We start from the raw sequence: 14,398 nt of genomic DNA, 5'->3' as shown, positions 1-14,398 counted from the left end.
GAGCCAGTCCGTCCGGACCGCCCACCAGGGCGTATCCGATCGGTACGGGCTAGCCTGAAGCGCACGCGAGCGGGCAGAGAACAGCAATTCCCACGCAATGCGAGTAAAGGAAGCACAGTCATGGCAGCCGGCGCCCCCCGGATCTTCGTCTCGCACCTCGCCGGGGTCCCCGTCTTCGATCCGACCGGCGACCAGGTCGGTCGCGTACGCGAACTGGTCGTCATGCTGCGCGTCGGGCGACGGCCCCCGCGCGTCCTCGGGCTGGTAGTCGAACTGTCCACCCGGCGCCGTATCTTCCTGCCCATGACCCGGGTCACCGGCATCGAGTCCGGGCAGGTCATCACCACCGGCGTGCTCAACGTCCGCCGCTTCGAGCAGCGGCCCACCGAGCGGCTGGTCTTCGGGGAGCTGCTGGACCGGCGGGTGACGCTGGTGGAGACCGGCGAGGAGGTCACCGTCCTCGACGTGTCCGTGCAGCAGCTGCCCGCCCGCCGGGACTGGGAGGTCGACCGGGTCTTCGTCCGGAAGGGGAAGAAGGGCGGCGCCTTCCGGCGGGCGAAGGGCGAGACGCTGACCGTGGAGTGGTCGGCCGTCACCGGCTTCTCCCTGGAGGAGCACGGGCAGGGCGCGGAGAGCCTGCTCGCCACCTTCGAGCAGCTGCGCCCCGCCGACCTCGCCAACGTCCTGCACCACCTCTCCGCCAAGCGGCGGGCCGAGGTCGCCGCCGCCCTGGACGACGACCGTCTCGCCGACGTCCTGGAGGAGCTGCCCGAGGACGACCAGATCGAGATCCTCGGCAAGCTGAAGGAGGAGCGCGCGGCCGACGTCCTGGAGGCCATGGACCCCGACGACGCGGCCGACCTGCTCTCCGAACTCCCGGAGGAGGACAAGGAGCGGCTGCTGAGTCTGATGCAGCCCGCCGACGCGGCCGAGATGCGGCGCCTGATGTCGTACGAGGAGCACACCGCGGGCGGTCTGATGACCACCGAGCCGATCGTGCTGCGCCCGGACGCCACCGTCGCCGACGCGCTCGCCCGGGTCCGCAACCCCGACCTCTCCCCCGCCCTGGCCGCCCAGGTCTACGTCTGCCGGCCGCCCGACGAGACCCCGACCGGCAAGTACCTGGGCACCGTGCACTTCCAGCGGCTGTTGCGCGACCCCCCGTACACCCTGGTCAGCTCGCTGGTCGACGACGATCTGCAGCCCCTGGACCCCGACGCCACGCTGCCGGTCATCGCCGGGTTCTTCGCGACGTACGACATGGTCGCCGCGCCCGTGGTGGACGAGTCCGGTTCGCTGCTCGGGGCGGTGACCGTGGACGACGTGCTCGACCACATGCTGCCCGACGACTGGCGGGAGACGGAGTTCCATCTGAACGAGGAGAACGGGGCGGCGAGCGAGGGGGCGGGTGCACATGGCTCCTGAGCGTGAGAGCACCCGCGAGCGCACCCCGGTGGGCGCCACGGCCGCCACCCGGCCCCGCGCGCCCCGCCTGGACCAGCCGCGCCCGCCCCGGCGCCGGATCCTGCCCGAGTGGGACCCGGAGGCCTTCGGACGGCTGTCGGAGAAGATCGCCCGTTTCCTGGGCACGGGGCGCTTCATCGTCTGGATGACGGTAGTCATCATCCTGTGGGTGGTGTGGAACATCTTCGCGCCGGCCGCCCTGCGCTTCGACAACTACCCGTTCATCTTCCTGACCCTGATGCTGTCCCTGCAGGCCTCCTACGCGGCCCCGCTGATCCTGCTCGCGCAGAACAGGCAGGACGACCGCGACCGGGTCAACCTCGAACAGGACCGGAAGCAGAACGAGCGGTCCATCGCCGACACCGAATACCTGACCCGGGAGGTCGCGGCGCTCCGCATGGGCCTGGGCGAGGTGGCCACCCGCGACTGGATCCGCTCCGAGCTGCAGGACCTGGTCAAGGAGGTGGAGGAGCGACGACGCCACGACGGGCATGTCGTATTCCCGGCAGAACGGGCAGAACGGTCACCTGGACGTGACGCAGACGACCGCTGAGGGGCTACCCGGAGGCCCCTCGGCGCGCCGTACCATCGTCCTTATGGCTACGGAAGACGCGGTGCGCGAGGCACTGGCGACGGTGAACGACCCCGAGATCAACCGACCCATCACCGAACTGGGGATGGTCAAATCGGTGGAGATCGGCGCGGACGGAGCGGTCGCGGTGACCGTCTACCTGACCGTCTCCGGCTGCCCCATGCGCGACACGATCACCCAGCGGGTGACCGAGGCGGTCTCCCGCGTCGAGGGCGTCACCCGGGTCGACGTCACGCTGGACGTGATGAGCGACGAGCAGCGCAAGGAGCTGGCGGCGGCCCTGCGCGGCGGCCAGACCGAGCGCGAGGTCCCCTTCGCCAAGCCGGGCAACCTCACCCGGGTCTACGCGGTCGCCTCCGGCAAGGGCGGCGTCGGCAAGTCCTCGGTGACGGTCAACCTGGCGGCGGCGATGGCCGCCGACGGCCTCAAGGTGGGCGTGGTCGACGCCGACATCTACGGCCACTCGGTGCCGCGCATGCTGGGCGCGGACGGCCGTCCGACCCAGGTCGAGAACATGATCATGCCGCCGTCCGCGAACGGCGTGAAGGTCATCTCCATCGGCATGTTCACCCCGGGCAACGCCCCGGTCGTCTGGCGCGGCCCGATGCTCCACCGCGCACTGCAGCAGTTCCTCGCGGACGTCTACTGGGGCGACCTCGACGTCCTGCTCCTGGACCTCCCGCCCGGCACCGGTGACATCGCGATCTCCGTCGCCCAGCTCATCCCGAACGCCGAGATCCTGGTCGTGACGACGCCTCAGCAGGCCGCCGCCGAAGTGGCCGAACGGGCCGGCGCCATCGCCGTGCAGACCCACCAGAAGATCGTCGGCGTGGTCGAGAACATGTCCGGCCTGCCCTGCCCGCACTGCGGCGAGATGGTCGACGTCTTCGGCACGGGCGGCGGCCAGCTGGTGGCGGACGGCCTGACCCGCGCCACGGGCGCGACGGTCCCCGTCCTCGGCAGCATCCCCATCGACGTCCGCCTCCGCGAGGGCGGCGACGAGGGCAAGCCGGTCGTCCTGACGGACCCGGAGTCCCCGGCGGGCGCGGCGCTGCGGGCGATCGCGGGGAAGCTCGGGGGACGGCAGCGGGGGCTGTCGGGGCTGTCGCTGGGGATCACTCCGAAGAACAAGTTCTGAAATCGCACGCCTGCGATCTGCGGCTCCGTCATTGGTCAACCTTCTGACCAGCGGCGGAGCCGTCGACGTTTGTCAGCGTTGGTTGTCGTTGAGCGCCCCCGCACGGCCCAGAGACGGCCCGAGCGGGGGGTGTCGTGGCGTGCCCCTCAATGCGAACTATGGGCGGGCTGGTCGTTGAAGTCTGCTGGGCTGGCCACTTGGGCATCTGGGACCAATACCAGTCGACTACGGTCGCGGTGGTTGCTGTACTCCGCTGCTGTACAGCCGCAACTGAATCAGCGTAGGGAGCCCAAGAGGTCGTATGCCTGTCATCCGTTGGCCTCGGACGGCCCAACGGCGGCCCGAGGGATTCAGGAGTCGTTGCCGAAGCGCTCGCGGAGATCGCCTGTGACCGCGGACATGACGGTAACGCCCTGTTGGGGAGACAGCTCAGAGATCGGGCGCTCGACCTGTGGGTCGTAGCCTTCCATGCCGGTCTCGTGTTCGATCATCGCCGCCAGTGCGTACACCAGGCTCAGAATGCGTTCCGCCTCGTCGCCCGCGTGCCAATACGGAACCGTGATCGCTACTTCGTCAATGAAGACTGAGGCCTGGATGCCGGTGGCGTGGTGCGTCAGCTCGCACGATTCGCCGTTCTCAAAGAGTTCGATCTCACCCAGCAAGCCACGGGCCCGTGGAACGATGCGGTCCCACGCTTCGATGAGCTCAGGCAGCACCAGTCCCTCGACCTCTTCGTTCTGGTCCTCCAGCTCTTCGAGAGCTTCGTCCCAGGACTGGTCTGGGCGCCGGTTAAGGAAGTAGATGTCGTAGCTCACGGCGGAATCGTAGAGCTCCGGACCTGTGGTGTCCCCGGCAGGCAGGCACTGAGGTCGGCGGCTCAATGGGCGAGTCAAGTGGGACACGGTCTTGAAAACCGTCGTGGCGCGAGTCACCGTGGGTTCAAATCCCACACCCACCGCACACGTGAACGACCCCTGACGAGGTATCTCGGTCAGGGGCCGTTCATATGAGCGTTCGTTACTGCTGTCGATCTACCAGATGCGGGGCCTGTCCGGTCAGGTCGCCTGGCTTCTGGTCCAGGTCACGGCTGCCGTGACGATCTGGTACCAATTGACCCGCGGATAAGACGCGCGACCGGGTCCAGAGGCCTTGCGACGCCTGGACCCGGAACGCTGGAGCAGCGCGCTGGGTCAGGCGTACGTCGAGATGTCCTTGATCATGGCGAAGCCGAGACCGTAGGCGCTCATTCCTCTGCCGTACGCACCCACGTGCACCCCCTCGTGCGTGGAACCCGCGAGGACCCACCCGAACTCGGACTCCTGGTAGTGGAAGGGCATGGGCACCCCGTCCACCGGAAGGGACAGGGTGGACCACTCGGGTCCGTCGAGGTCATCGGCCAGGGCCCATGCCGTCTCCGTCTGCTGCTCCAGCCAGTCGTCCCGCAGGCTGTGGTCCATCTGGCCGGGCCACGTGAACGACAGCAGCCCCACGCCCGCCAGCCACGCCGCCGAGGACACCGACGTCGCCTCCAGCAGGCCCGTACCGTCGGCGCTCCGCCGGGACGGGTTCGCCGCCACGGTCACCACGACCGCGAACTTCTCCCTGGGCTCGTCCGTGGACGCGGCAACGTGCTCGTTGCGGACCGAGGGCTCGTCACCGTGGCCGATCGACCCGTGTTCGACGGCACCGTCGGCCGCCGTGCCGACCTGCATCAGCCAGCGGGGCCCCGTGAACGCCTCGTCGAGGCCGTACCACGGGAAGGGCGCCTGCAGGTAGCCTTCGACCGTACGCCAGGCGGAGGGGAGTTGCTGTCCGCCCTCCGCGGCCGGCGCCTGCGCGCCCACCCGACTCGTCGTCTCCATCTCCCGGACGCCTCCTCGCTCTCGTCGGACCGGGGTGGCCCGCCCCCCTTCGGGCGTACTGTCCGGTCCGCACAACAACTCGGCAGCATATCCACACCGCTGAGAGCAGCAGGGAAAGCGCCCGGCGCGTGGGTCGCGCAGAAGACCTGTTCGCGCCGTGTGCGGCGGGTGCGCGCTATGAAACGCGTCACGTCCGCCGCCCGGTGCGCGTGTCGGGTCGGGTCAGGTGGCGTCCGCGTCGAACGGCGGACGGTCGTCCTTGCCGGCGTCCTCGGGCTTCTTGGTCATGTCGATGTGCCCGGAGGACGAGGAGGAGGAAGACGAGGACGAGGCTTCGCTCTCGCGGCTGTGTACGGCGTCCGTGACCTCGGCCATCTCCTTCTTCAGGTCGAAGCCGTTGCGGATCTCCTTCAGCCCCAGGTCGTCGTTGTCCAGCTGCTTGCGGATGAACGTCTTGGGGTTGAGGTCCTCGAACTCGAAGTCCTTGAACTCCGGACCGAGTTCGGCGCGGATGTCGTGCTTCGCGCTCTCCGAGAACTCGCGGATCTTCCGGACCGTGCGCGTCACGTCCTGGATGACCTTCGGGAGCTTGTCGGGACCGAAGACGAGCACAGCGAGCACGATGATCGTCACCAGCTCGAGTGGTCCTATGTCATTGAACACCTGACGCTCCCATTGCGATGTTCTCGGTCGCTCAACGGTACCCGGCGTAGCTGTCAGACCGGTACCGTCCCGAGGTGAGACTTCTGTCAGTTCTGGTCCGAAGCGCCCAGCACGAGTGAGACCTCCCTTGTGCCGCCGTGTTCGACCGTCAGACGCAGCCCGTCGCCCGGCCGGTGGGCCCGGATCTTGACGATCAGTTCCTTGCCCGAGTGGACGCGCTGTCCGTCGACCTCGGTGATGACGTCGCCCGCGCGCAGGCCGGCCCGGTCGCCGGGACCGCCCTTGGCTACGGCGGGCCCGCCGCCCCGGGCCTTGGTGTCGATACGGGCGCCGTCGCCGGTGTAGCCCATGTCGAGGGTGACGCCGATGACGGGGTGGGCGGCATGGCCGTCGTTGATCAGTTCCTCGGCGACCCGCCGGGCCTGGTTGATGGGGATGGCGAAGCCGAGGCCGATGGAGCCGGCCTGTCCGGTCCCGGAGTCGGTGCCGTCGTCGGCGGAGCGGATGGCGGAGTTGATGCCGATGACGCGGGCCCGGGAGTCGAGGAGTGGGCCGCCGGAGTTGCCCGGGTTGATGGGGGCGTCGGTCTGCAGCGCATCGACGTACGACACGTCACTGCCGTCGCCCTTCTCCCCGCCGGCCGTGATGGGCCGCTCCTTGGCGCTGATGATGCCGGAGGTGACGGTGTTGGCCAGGTCGAAGGGGGCGCCGATGGCGACGACCGGGTCGCCGACCTGCACGTTGTCCGAGTTGCCGAGGGGCATGGGGGTGAGCCCGTGGACGCCGCTGACCTGGACGACGGCCAGGTCGTATCCGCTGTCGCGGCCCACGACCTTCCCCTTGGCGGTGGCGCCGCTGCTGAACGTCACGGATATCTCGCCGCCGGACGCGGCGGGCTGGACGACATGGTTGTTGGTGAGGATGTGGCCGCGGGCGTCTAGCACGAAGCCGGTGCCGGTGCCCGCCTCGTCGGCCCCGCGTACGTGCAGGGTGACGACGCTGGGCAGCGCCCGGGCGGCGATCCCGGCGACGCTGTCCGGCGCCCGTCCGGCGGGCACCTCTCCGGCCTGCGGCAGCTGTACGTCGCCCACGCCCTCGCGCTCGACATAGGCGCCGGCGATCCCGCCGATGCCGCTGGAGACGACGGCGACCAGCAGCGTCCACCCGAGGAGGATCCGCTTGCCCCGCTTGTGCCGCTGCTGCTTGGTGAGCACCGCCGCACCGGCCTGCTGCAAGGGTCCGTGCACGAGGGGCTGCTGCCCGGCGGCGGACGCGGCCCAGGGGTCGTAGCGCTGCCAGGGTCCGGCGGCGGCCGGTTCCGGCGGAACTGCAGCCGCCGCCTCCGGTGCGGCCGCGGCACCGGGATCGGGCAGCTCCCCCGGCGCACGCACCGACGGCGCGCCCGGCGCGGGCACTGAGGCATCCATCGACGGGGGCGCACCCGGGTCCGCGGGGGCGGGCGAGACCGCAGCCATGTGCCCCGGCGCGGGCGGCACGGCCTGCGCCGGTACCTGTGCGGGCTGGGGTGCCTGCGGAGTGGCCTGTGCTCGGACAGCGGGTGCCTGTGGAAATCCCTGTCCCTGCGAAACGGCCGGCCCCTGTGGAGATCCCTCTCCCTGTGGGGCTGCGGGGACGTGCGGAGCGGCTGGTGGCTGCGGGACTGTCGGCGCCTGCGGAGCGGACGGAGCCTGTGCAGCCGCTTGTGGCTGCGTAACCGCCGGTGCCGGCATCCCCTGCGTCGCCGTCACCACCGGGTGCTGGACCGGTGGTGCGGGTGCCCAGGGGCCAGGCTGGCCGTAGGGCGGGGTGCTGTAGGGGTCGGGGTCGTGCAGGGGCTTGGGGCGCTCGGCGGGCGGTACGACGACGGGGTCCGACCCGGCCGACTCTGCCCCGGTCGGCTCCGCCCCGGTGGGCTCTGCCGTGGCCGGCGCTGCCTCGGCCAGCTCTGCCCCGGTGGGCTCCACCCTGGCCGACTCTGCCCCGGTCATCTCAGCCGCGGCCGACTCTGACGTGGCCGACTCTGACGCGGCCGTCGCCGAATCCGTCACCACCGGCTCAGCCACCACCGGCTCAGCCGCAACGGGCACAGCCTCGCCAGGCTCAGCCGCAACGCTCGCGGACCCGCCAGGCTCAGCCGCGCCGCTCGCGGCGCCGCCCGCCCCCGTGCCACCCGGTGCGACCACCGCAGGCTTCGCCAGTTCGAAGTCGCCGTCGGCGGGCCTCGCCGGTGCTTCTCCCGCCGGCGTCTGCTCCCCGTGTTCCCCCTGCTCCCCCGGCGGGACGGACGTCGGGTTCCCCTCGTTCATGCTCTCCCCACGGCTGGCCGCGGCCGCGCGTGTCGGCGGTGGCCACGGAACGTCGACTCCGTGCCCGGGTCAGCGCCGCGGGCACGGCTTCACAGGATTCAACCAGGTTCGACGGCCGCGGCGAAGAGGCAGGTCAGGGCGCCTGATGGGAGGGGGAGGCGGAGGGAGCGGAGGGGGTGTCGAGGACGGGGGCGGACAGCGGGCCGGGGCCGGTCACGTGGGGCGGTTCGGACCCGGAGGTCAGGGAGGACGGGGTGATCTCGCTCAGCGGGCGTATCAGCGGGGAGACCGCGGCCGCGCCCGCCATCACCGGGGCGGTCAGGTCGTGCACGGCGTCCTGGACCTGTCCTGAGGCCGGGGCAGGCACTCCGGGCACCAGCGGCGCTGACATGGAGGTCGGTGCCGCCGAGGTCTGGCCGAGCAGGCTGCTGCCCTGGGCGAGCAGCGGTCCCACCGCGCGACGGCGCTGGGAGTCGGGCGTCGCCGCGCCCGTGCCCGCCGAACGCGTCGGGGCCACGTTGCCGCTGCCGGAGCCGCTGCGGGTGTCCGCGGTCATGTCGCCGGGGATGGCGGTGGTCACGCCGCCGAGGGCGAGCGCGGCCAGCGACACCGCACCGGCGGCGGCGAACGCGAACCGCAGCCCGCGCGAGGCGGAGCGGTCGGCGTCCGGGCGGCCGACGGGATGGATACGGAAGCCGCGCCCCTCGGGGGCGACGGAATGAACGGAGGAAGCGGGGACGTAGCCGAACTCGAAGCGCTCGCCGCGTCTCGTGCCGAAGACGCCGGCGTCGGGGCCACGCCCGAAGAGGCCGCCCTCGGGCGCCGGCGTGCCGTCGCCGTCGGTGTCACCGCCCCCGGGAAGGCCCTGGAGGCGGGCCAGGAAGCTCTCGGAGGGCGGCGGCGGGGCCGCCTGTGCGAAGACGTTCTTCAGGCGTCGCTGGGCGTCCGCCTCCGCCTTGCACCGGGCGCAGGTGGCCAGGTGGGCGAGGACGCGCTCACGCGACTCATGACCGAGCTCTCCGTCCACCAGGGCGGAGAGCCGGTCTCCCAGGTGCTGCTCGGCGAAGTGCGCCGGCGCAGGTTTCGGTCGAGATCCGCTCACGCCGTCGCGCCCCCTCCCCCCAGAGCGGGGACACGGGCCACAAAGGAGCGCCGCTCGGCCTTCCTCGCCTCGGGCGAGCGGTGGGCGAGGGCCTTGCGGAGCTGGGAGCGGCCGCGGTGGATACGGGAACGGACCGTGCCGAGCTTCACGCCGAGGGTCGCGGCGATCTCCTCGTACGACAGTCCTTCGATGTCGCACAGGACGACCGCGGCGCGGAACTCGGGCGCGAGGGTGTCCAGGGCCTGCTGGACGTCCGCGTCGAAGTGGGCGTCGTTGAAGACCTGCTGCGGGGTGGGCTCACGGCTGGGCAGGCGCTCGGCCGCGTCCTCGCCGAGGGCGTCGAAGCGGATGCGCTGCTTACGCCGGACCATGTCCAGGAAGAGGTTGGTGGTGATGCGGTGCAGCCAGCCCTCGAAGGTGCCCGGCGAGTACGTCGACAGGGAACGGAAGACGCGGACGAAGACCTCCTGGGTGAGGTCCTCGGCGTCGTGCTGGTTGCCCGTGAGGCGGTACGCCAGTCGGTAGACCCGGCCGCTGTGCGTGCTGACGATCTCCTCCCACGTGGGCGGAGTCCAAGCCTGCCCGTCCGCGTCGGTGGAAAAGGTCGCGGTCTGGGTCTCGCCCGCGGCGAAGCCGGCGGTGTGGCTGTGGTCAGCGGCGGTGTCGGTCACGGATTTCGGCCTGCCCGCCGACCCGAGGAAGCGCCGCAGCACTCCTCCCCGGTCCCCGGGCGCAGCCGCACCTCCCCTGTCGGCTCTGGTGGTGTCCACTGGAGCCCCTACCATAGCCACCTCGCCCGTTAGCTCCGGATAAGCGGTTTTACGAGAATTTGATACGCGCTGATACGGCTCATACGGCTGCGTCAGCATGTGCTCGGCGTCCTGATCCACCTCTTACCCCCCGTCGCGTCCCGGGCCACCGGCTCACCCCTTTAAACGCCCAGTCCCATCTGCGGGTTCCCGGCACCAACGGATACAGTCACGCCGAGGCAACCACGGGGACAGGAGAGGGTCATTACCGGCAACCGGCAGACGAGCTGGGCGTTCGCCGACGCCTTTGTCGCCGAGGACGAAGCGCTGCGCTGGGCCCGGGACCGGGCCCGGGAGGCAGGGCTGCGCTCGGTGTCGCCCGGCACGGGCGCCGCGCTGGGCATGCTCGCCGCCTCCGTGGACGCGAAGGCGGTCGCGGAGATCGGCACCGGCTGCGGGGTGTCCGGAATCCACCTGCTGCACGGCATGCGCCCCGACGGGGTGCTCACCACGGTCGACCCGGAGCCGGAGCACCAGCAGTTCGCCCGCCAGGCCTTCCGCGCCTGCGGCTTCGCCAGCAACCGGGCCCGGTTCATCCCCGGCCGGGCCCTGGACGTGCTGCCCCGGCTCGCGGACGCCGGCTACGACCTCGTGTTCTGCGACGGGGACCGGCTGGAGTACTCGGACTACCTCGCTGAATCGTTGCGCCTGCTGCGTCCGGGGGGCCTGGTCGTGTTCGAGGGCATATTCGCCAACGGCCGTACGGTCGACTCGGGACCGCAGCCGACAGAGGTGCTGCGGCTGCGGGAGCTGCTGCGCACGGTGCGGGAGAGCCAGGAGCTGGTGACGTCGCTGCTGCCGGTGGGCGACGGCCTGCTGTGCGCCGTCAAGCGGTGACGGGCGGGACGCGGGCGCCCGGGAACGCGGCTGCCCCGGCACCGCTTGCGATGCCGGGGCAGCCGGTGGTGCAGGATCGCGGGCGCGTCAGACGACGACCTTCTTGAGGGCGTCGCCGAGCGCCTCGGCCTCGTCAGGGGTCAGCTCAACGACGAGTCGACCGCCGCCTTCGAGCGGAACGCGCATGACGATGCCCCGCCCCTCCTTGGTCACCTCGAGCGGGCCATCACCCGTCCGCGGCTTCATGGCCGCCATGCTCGTTCCCCTTCCTGAAACCAGCTCATCGTCTGCCGACGGCCCCGGGAGGGCACGCGCGGTCCGGAGCGGACACGCGACACCGGCATCGAACACATTGCTTCCAAGCCATTATCCCGCATCTCAGGACCCGATGACCAACATCAGTCGGCATCGCTTGGGCAACGCGCGCGAGCAAAACCACTCAATTCGGGGATGTGGCTGCGATACTGCGCCACCCCGCGGACGCCCTCGGTGCGACTCCACTCCGGTTTTCTTTGACACAGGTCACACGTCCGGTCCGGCCCTTGGACGGCGATCTCCGCCATGCTGTCCTTCAGACAGGGACGTACTGAGCGGTACGTCACCAGCGAGGACACCGGAGGGGATGCGCCATGGCCGACACCGTGCTCTACGAGGTGAGCGACGGACTCGCGACGATCACGCTGAACCGCCCCGAGGCGATGAACGCGCTGAACGTCGCGACGAAGGTCGCCCTCCGGGAGGCGGCGGAATCCGCGGCCGGGGACACCGCCGTACGGGCGATCCTGCTGACCGCGGCCGGCGACCGGGCGTTCTGCGTGGGCCAGGACCTGAAGGAGCACATCGGGCTGCTGGTGGCGGACCGTGAGACCGGGTCCGGGCAGACGATGAGCACGGTCAAGGAGCACTACAACCCGATCGTGAAGGCGCTGACCGGGGCGCCGAAGCCGGTCGTCGCCGCGGTGAACGGGGTCGCGGCCGGGGCGGGCTTCGGCTTCGCGCTCGCCGCGGACTACCGCGTGGTGGCCGAGACGGCGGCCTTCAACACCTCCTTCGCGGGCGTCGCGCTGACCGCGGACTCCGGCATCTCCTGGACGCTGCCGCGGGTGGTCGGCCCGGGCCGCGCCTCCGACCTGCTGCTCTTCCCGCGCAGCATCAGCGCCCAGGACGCGCTGGAGCTGGGCATCGCCAACCGCCTGGTGCCGGCCGCCGAGCTGCGGGCCGAGGGCGAGAAGGTGGCCCGGGCCCTGGCCGAGGGCCCGACCGTGGCCTACGCGGCGATCAAGGAGGCGATGGCCTACGGCATGACGCACTCCCTCGCCGAGACCCTGGAGAAGGAGGACGAGCTGCAGACGCGGGCGGGCCGGTCCGAGGACCACACGATCGCCGTGCAGGCCTTCGTGAACAAGGAGAAGCCGAAGTACCTGGGCCGCTGAGGTCCCCCAGCAGCCAGTGCCTCGACAGGCAGCCTCAGTTGCCTGCCGGGGCACTGGGTCCTGTCGTCGAACTCCCGTCGTCCGCCCGAAGGGCGGGCCGCGCGGCGTCAGGTGCGTGCTCTCGGCGTGCCGGGCCCTGACCCTCGTACTGGATGTACTTGGGTCGGGGCCCGGTGCGGCGAGAGAGTGCGTGCATGGCGTCGCGCGGCAGACGGGAGTTCGACGACAGGGCCTAGCAGGCGGGTTGGCCGGTGCGGCTCACGCACGCTTCCAGGTGGTCGTTCACCAGCCCGCACGCCTGCATCAGCGCGTACGCCGTCGTCGGGCCGACGAATCTGAGGCCGCGCTTCTTCAGCGCCTTCGACAGGGCCGTGGACTCCGGGGTGACCGCGGGGACGTCGGCGAGGGTCTTCGGGGCCCGGCGGGCAGCCGGGTCGGGGGCGTGGGACCAGATGAACTCGTCCAGCTCGCCCTCCGCCCAGTCGGCGAGCAGGCGCGCGTTGGCGAGCGTCGCGTCGATCTTGGCGCGGTTGCGGATGATGCCCGGGTCGGCCAGCAGCCGCTCGCGGTCCTCGTCCGTGAACGCGGCGACCTTCTCGATCCGGAAGCCCGCGAAGGCCGTACGGAAGCCCGGGCGGCGGCGCAGGATCGTGATCCAGGACAGGCCCGACTGGAAGGCCTCCAGACTGATCCGCTCGAAGAGGGCGTCGTCGCCGTGGACCGGGCGGCCCCACTCCTCGTCGTGGTACGACACGTAGTCCTCGGTGGACAGCGCCCACGGGCAGCGCAGCGCGCCGTCGGGCCCGGCGAGGGCGGCCCCGTCGCTCATCGCTGCTCCTCCTGGCCCGGCCGCTCCAGGCGGGCGTGCGCGGCGGCGGCTCTGGCGCCGGCCAGCGCGGACTGCAGCTCGGCGATACGGGCGTCCCGCTCGGCGAGTTCGGCGGCGAGGCGGGCGAGGACGTCGTCGACGTCCGCCATGCGGTAGCCGCGCGGGACGAGCGGGAAGCGCACGTTCTCGATGTCCGCCCTGCCGATCGGGCGGTCCGGGGGCAGCGGGTCCTGCAGCCGCTCCGGGGCTGCCTCCGGGAGCGGTGCGCTCTCACCGCCGCCCACCACGGCGAGTGTCACCGCGGCCACCACGACGGCGAGGGCGACGACCAGGAACAAGAACATAACCATCGCTGAGGTCCCCACGCTCCTTGCGCCCGACGCTGTGCCGGAAGCTGTATCTGTCAGGCTCCGATCGTGCCATGCGAGTCTGACAGCTAGGGTCGCAGGCGGCCGTACTGCGGGACGTACTAGGAGAGGTCACAGCGGATGCTCAGGCTGGGCAAGCGGGAATTCGGGCCCCACGAGCCGGTGATCATGGCGATCGTGAACCGGACGCCGGACTCCTTCTACGACCAGGGGGCCACGTTCCGCGACGAGCCGGCGCTCGCGCGGGTGGAGCAGGCGGTGGCCGAGGGTGCCGCGATCATCGACATCGGCGGGGTGAAGGCCGGGCCGGGCGAGGAGGTCACGGCCGAGGAGGAGGCCCGGCGGACGGTCGGGTTCGTCGCGGAGGTACGGCGTCGCTTCCCGGACGTGATCATCAGCGTGGACACCTGGCGGGCCGAGGTCGGCGAGGCGGTGTGCGAGGCGGGGGCGGACCTGCTGAACGACGCGTGGGGCGGGGTCGATCCGGGGCTCGCGGAGGTTGCCGCGCGGTACGGGGCGGGGCTGGTGTGCACGCATGCGGGAGGGGTCCAGCCGCGGACCCGGCCGCATCGGGTGACGTACGACGACGTCATGGACGACATCCTGAAGGTGACCGTGGGGCTGGCCGAGCGGGCCGTTTCGCTGGGGGTGCCTCGGGAGTCGGTGCTGATCGATCCCGGGCACGACTTCGGGAAGAACACGCGGCACAGTCTTGAGGCGACGCGGCGGCTGGACGAGATGGTCGCCACGGGGTGGCCGGTGCTGGTGTCTCTGTCCAACAAGGACTTCGTGGGCGAGACGTTGGACCGGCCGGTGAAGGAGCGGTTGATCGGCACGCTGGCGACCACGGCGGTGTCGGCGTGGCTCGGCGCGCAGGTGTACCGGGTCCACGAGGTCGCCGAGACCCGCCAGGTACTCGAGATGGTGGCGTCGATCGCCGGCCACCGGGCCCCCGCGGTCGCCAGACGAGGTTTGGCCTGACCCCCCGGGGGCGC

16 protein-coding genes are annotated in these 14,398 nt (G+C 71.2%); 7 read left to right on the top strand and 9 right to left on the bottom strand.

From position 1 onward, the window contains the following. The first annotated feature begins 120 nt into the window (after positions 1 to 120). Genes ACWC5O_RS09705 through ACWC5O_RS09695 form a run of 3 tightly spaced genes read left to right on the top strand, consistent with a single transcriptional unit; the run spans position 121 to position 3,194 of the window. A complete protein-coding gene (locus ACWC5O_RS09705) occupies positions 121 to 1,425 on the top strand; it encodes a magnesium transporter MgtE N-terminal domain-containing protein (protein WP_450581002.1) in 1,305 nt (434 codons plus the stop codon). After that, on the top strand, positions 1,415 to 2,017 hold the full coding sequence (locus ACWC5O_RS09700) for a DUF1003 domain-containing protein (RefSeq protein ID WP_450581003.1): 603 nt from the start codon (positions 1,415 to 1,417) through the stop codon (positions 2,015 to 2,017). The genes ACWC5O_RS09705 and ACWC5O_RS09700 overlap by 11 nt, the downstream gene beginning before the upstream one ends. 43 nt (positions 2,018 to 2,060) lie before the next feature. Further along, entirely contained in the window at positions 2,061 to 3,194 is a 1,134-nt protein-coding gene (locus tag ACWC5O_RS09695; protein ID WP_450581004.1) for an Mrp/NBP35 family ATP-binding protein, read from the top strand. Positions 3,195 to 3,544: 350 nt separating this feature from the next. On the opposite strand, the gene ACWC5O_RS09690 is transcribed toward ACWC5O_RS09695, so the two are convergent. Further along, a complete protein-coding gene (locus tag ACWC5O_RS09690) occupies positions 3,545 to 4,009 on the bottom strand; it encodes a hypothetical protein (protein ID WP_450581005.1) in 465 nt (154 codons plus the stop codon). Positions 4,010 to 4,178: 169 nt separating this feature from the next. On the opposite strand from ACWC5O_RS09690, the gene ACWC5O_RS09685 reads away from it, so the two are divergent. Next, positions 4,179 to 4,319: a DUF6185 family protein gene (locus ACWC5O_RS09685; protein WP_450780952.1), complete on the top strand. Its 141-nt coding sequence runs from the start codon at positions 4,179 to 4,181 to the stop codon at positions 4,317 to 4,319. Positions 4,320 to 4,384: 65 nt separating this feature from the next. Here ACWC5O_RS09685 and ACWC5O_RS09680 read toward each other — a convergent pair whose 3' ends face one another. The 5 genes from ACWC5O_RS09680 to sigE all read right to left on the bottom strand — a co-directional run bounded on the left by ACWC5O_RS09680 (position 4,385) and on the right by sigE (position 9,840). Continuing rightward, positions 4,385 to 5,056 carry a hypothetical protein gene (locus ACWC5O_RS09680; RefSeq protein ID WP_450581006.1) on the bottom strand — a complete coding sequence of 224 codons (672 nt, stop codon included), beginning with the start codon at positions 5,054 to 5,056 and terminating at the stop codon, positions 4,385 to 4,387. A gap of 222 nt (positions 5,057 to 5,278) precedes the next feature. Beyond that, positions 5,279 to 5,719 carry a sec-independent translocase gene (locus ACWC5O_RS09675; protein ID WP_450581007.1) on the bottom strand — a complete coding sequence of 147 codons (441 nt, stop codon included), beginning with the start codon at positions 5,717 to 5,719 and terminating at the stop codon, positions 5,279 to 5,281. A gap of 86 nt (positions 5,720 to 5,805) precedes the next feature. Further along, positions 5,806 to 7,707: a trypsin-like peptidase domain-containing protein gene (locus ACWC5O_RS09670; protein WP_450581008.1), complete on the bottom strand. Its 1,902-nt coding sequence runs from the start codon at positions 7,705 to 7,707 to the stop codon at positions 5,806 to 5,808. A 451-nt stretch (positions 7,708 to 8,158) separates the two neighbouring features. Further along, a complete protein-coding gene (locus ACWC5O_RS09665) occupies positions 8,159 to 9,127 on the bottom strand; it encodes an anti-sigma factor family protein (RefSeq protein WP_450581009.1) in 969 nt (322 codons plus the stop codon). Beyond that, positions 9,124 to 9,840 carry an RNA polymerase sigma factor SigE gene (gene sigE, locus ACWC5O_RS09660; protein WP_145884486.1) on the bottom strand — a complete coding sequence of 239 codons (717 nt, stop codon included), beginning with the start codon at positions 9,838 to 9,840 and terminating at the stop codon, positions 9,124 to 9,126. Before sigE ends, ACWC5O_RS09665 begins: the two co-directional genes overlap by 4 nt. Positions 9,841 to 10,074: 234 nt before the next feature. Between sigE and ACWC5O_RS09655 the strand changes: the two genes are divergently transcribed. Beyond that, entirely contained in the window at positions 10,075 to 10,773 is a 699-nt protein-coding gene (locus ACWC5O_RS09655; protein ID WP_386578307.1) for an O-methyltransferase, read from the top strand. Between the two features lie 87 nt (positions 10,774 to 10,860). On the opposite strand, the gene ACWC5O_RS09650 is transcribed toward ACWC5O_RS09655, so the two are convergent. Continuing rightward, on the bottom strand, positions 10,861 to 11,028 hold the full coding sequence (locus tag ACWC5O_RS09650; protein WP_018544333.1) for a DUF3117 domain-containing protein: 168 nt from the start codon (positions 11,026 to 11,028) through the stop codon (positions 10,861 to 10,863). 374 nt (positions 11,029 to 11,402) lie between these two features. Between ACWC5O_RS09650 and chcB the strand changes: the two genes are divergently transcribed. Then, complete coding sequence (gene chcB, locus ACWC5O_RS09645; RefSeq protein ID WP_450581010.1) at positions 11,403 to 12,206, top strand: 2-cyclohexenylcarbonyl CoA isomerase; 804 nt, start codon at positions 11,403 to 11,405, stop codon at positions 12,204 to 12,206. 232 nt (positions 12,207 to 12,438) lie between these two features. Here the strand turns inward: chcB and ACWC5O_RS09640 are convergent, their stop codons facing one another. Continuing rightward, entirely contained in the window at positions 12,439 to 13,035 is a 597-nt protein-coding gene (locus tag ACWC5O_RS09640) for a DNA-3-methyladenine glycosylase I (RefSeq protein WP_450581011.1), read from the bottom strand. After that, entirely contained in the window at positions 13,032 to 13,385 is a 354-nt protein-coding gene (locus ACWC5O_RS09635) for a DivIVA domain-containing protein (protein WP_450581012.1), read from the bottom strand. Before ACWC5O_RS09635 ends, ACWC5O_RS09640 begins: the two co-directional genes overlap by 4 nt. 138 nt (positions 13,386 to 13,523) lie before the next feature. On the opposite strand from ACWC5O_RS09635, the gene folP reads away from it, so the two are divergent. After that, on the top strand, positions 13,524 to 14,384 hold the full coding sequence (gene folP / locus ACWC5O_RS09630; protein WP_450581013.1) for a dihydropteroate synthase: 861 nt from the start codon (positions 13,524 to 13,526) through the stop codon (positions 14,382 to 14,384). Positions 14,385 to 14,398 lie beyond the last annotated feature (14 nt).

The organism is Streptomyces sp. NPDC001450 (assembly GCF_053597295.1).
This window is presented reverse-complemented; position numbering and strand designations above follow the sequence as displayed.

Excerpts from the sequence above, each read along its gene's own strand:
- ACWC5O_RS09705 (WP_450581002.1), top strand. The coding sequence starts at position 121 with ATGGCAGCCGGCGCCCCCCGGATCTTCGTCTCGCACCTCGCCGGGGTC.
- ACWC5O_RS09700 (WP_450581003.1), top strand. The coding sequence starts at position 1,415 with ATGGCTCCTGAGCGTGAGAGCACCCGCGAGCGCACCCCGGTGGGCGCC.
- ACWC5O_RS09695 (WP_450581004.1), top strand. The coding sequence starts at position 2,061 with ATGGCTACGGAAGACGCGGTGCGCGAGGCACTGGCGACGGTGAACGAC.
- ACWC5O_RS09680 (WP_450581006.1), bottom strand. The coding sequence starts at position 5,056 with ATGGAGACGACGAGTCGGGTGGGCGCGCAGGCGCCGGCCGCGGAGGGC.
- ACWC5O_RS09670 (WP_450581008.1), bottom strand. The coding sequence starts at position 7,707 with ATGACCGGGGCAGAGTCGGCCAGGGTGGAGCCCACCGGGGCAGAGCTG.
- ACWC5O_RS09650 (WP_018544333.1), bottom strand. The coding sequence starts at position 11,028 with ATGGCGGCCATGAAGCCGCGGACGGGTGATGGCCCGCTCGAGGTGACC.
- chcB (WP_450581010.1), top strand. The coding sequence starts at position 11,403 with ATGGCCGACACCGTGCTCTACGAGGTGAGCGACGGACTCGCGACGATC.
- ACWC5O_RS09640 (WP_450581011.1), bottom strand. The coding sequence starts at position 13,035 with ATGAGCGACGGGGCCGCCCTCGCCGGGCCCGACGGCGCGCTGCGCTGC.
- ACWC5O_RS09635 (WP_450581012.1), bottom strand. The coding sequence starts at position 13,385 with ATGGTTATGTTCTTGTTCCTGGTCGTCGCCCTCGCCGTCGTGGTGGCC.
- folP (WP_450581013.1), top strand. The coding sequence starts at position 13,524 with ATGCTCAGGCTGGGCAAGCGGGAATTCGGGCCCCACGAGCCGGTGATC.